Here is a 1,527-nt window from a genome sequence, read left to right as displayed (position 1 = left end):
CGGGTTCCAGAACGTCTCCCCCTCGGCGACGACAGTCACGGGTGTTCCCGCGGTTGCCTCGCTGAAGGCATCCCACAGCGCGATGCTCACGCTCGAGGTCTTCAGGTCGTGCAGATACGCGACGTTGCACGGGTCGAGGTTCATCGACGCGCAGGCCTCGACGGTCTGCTCGCCGAGCTTCTGGCCGAGGATCGTCGGCACGAACACGATGTTCGAGGCCAGTCCCGGCAACTGGGTAGCGCCGGAGGTGAAGTCCTCGCCGAGGATCTGGTCGATGTTGACCACGGTGAGCCCGGCATCTATCGCCTCGGCCACGACATCCATGATCGCGGGGCCGTAGATGGGCTGGACGATCATGCCGTCGTAGTCGCCAGATGCGATGACGGCTTCGATGAGGGTTGCCTGGGTAGCCGGATCGAGGTTTCCATCGAACACGGTGATCTCGGCGTTGTTTGCCGCGGCGACTTCTGCGCTGCAGCCAGCATCGGCTCGTCGTACGTGTTCGCAACAGCGAACGAGATGTATGCGATCTGCAACGGCTCGTCACTGGGGGCCGATGTCTCTCCCGAGCCCGATGCGTCGGTGCTGCCCGACGAACACGCTGCGAGGGCGAGGGCTGCGACGGCGATCCCCGCACCGGCGAGAACCCCTCTTCGCCGTGGAATAGCTGTGCTGAGTGGCATGACTTCTCCTTTGAAATCGGGTACACGGTGGGCGGCCCCTGCGGCTCTCTCCCGAAAGCCGGCCTGGACGGTGTTCAGTGCTGGCGTACACTCTGCCGTGTCGCCACACTTAACGCAAGGGTTCCGAACGACGGGTACGCGACCGTGACCAATCCGTTGCCGGCCCCGCGACCTACTGCCCCCAACCCGCCGGAGGCTCGATGAGTCCGGGAGCGAAGTGCCAGTACTCGCGCAAGTGACGCACGAGGCCGCCCTCGTTGAACTCCAGGAAGAACTCCCCCGCGAGCGTCGCCTCGGCTCCGTCATTGCGCAACGTGACCCACCACTCGACAGCCGCATTTGAACCGGCGGTCACCACTCTCCCCGTGCGGAAACTGACATCTGACTGCGTCGCTGTGACGCGCGTCCAATAGGCGTGCACGCCCTCGCGCCCGCGGTACGGCTCCTCGTACGGCTGCTCGCCGTACGTCGCATCATCCGTGAACAGCACCGCCGCGGCATCCGCGTCTCGCGTCTCCCACGCCGTGCGGTAGTCATCCAGCCACTGCTGTACCTGTTCGGTCGTCACCATCGTTTCCTCTCGCCAAGCGACACTGCCTGGTGCAGTATTACTGCACACCCTGTCGCGGTGGAGCGGCCAGCGCAAGGGGTCGAGGTCGCAGTGGCGGCTCTCTGAATCCGGACCCCGAGGTCGGCGCTGAGAGCAAACGTCGAGATCGTCAAATGAGCCTCAGTAGACTGATCGCACCCGCGGGAGTGGTGAAATTGGCAGACACGCAGGATTTAGGTTCCTGTGCCTTCGGGCGTGTGGGTTCAAGTCCCACCTTCCGCACGCAAGGCATCC

General features: G+C 64.4%; 2 protein-coding genes and 1 tRNA gene. 1 reads left to right on the top strand and 2 read right to left on the bottom strand.

The annotated features are described in order from the left end of the window. Both Q1V87_RS08440 and Q1V87_RS08435 read right to left on the bottom strand, forming a co-directional pair. Positions 1-525 (bottom strand): substrate-binding domain-containing protein (locus Q1V87_RS08440; protein WP_300591692.1); only part of this gene is annotated, 525 nt, incomplete at its 3' end. A 330-nt stretch (positions 526-855) separates the two neighbouring features. Then, entirely contained in the window at positions 856-1,254 is a 399-nt protein-coding gene (locus Q1V87_RS08435; RefSeq protein ID WP_300591691.1) for a nuclear transport factor 2 family protein, read from the bottom strand. Positions 1,255-1,433: 179 nt separating this feature from the next. On the opposite strand from Q1V87_RS08435, the gene Q1V87_RS08430 reads away from it, so the two are divergent. Further along, positions 1,434-1,515: transfer RNA gene (locus Q1V87_RS08430), tRNA-Leu, on the top strand. Positions 1,516-1,527: the final 12 nt, after the last annotated feature.

It is taken from the genome of Microbacterium sp. (assembly GCF_030149085.1).
Lineage (GTDB): Bacteria > Actinomycetota > Actinomycetes > Actinomycetales > Microbacteriaceae > Microbacterium.
Note: the sequence above shows the minus strand (reverse complement) of the source record. Positions and strands in the feature narration are given on the sequence as shown.

Excerpts from the sequence above, each read along its gene's own strand:
- Q1V87_RS08435 (WP_300591691.1), bottom strand. The coding sequence starts at position 1,254 with ATGGTGACGACCGAACAGGTACAGCAGTGGCTGGATGACTACCGCACG.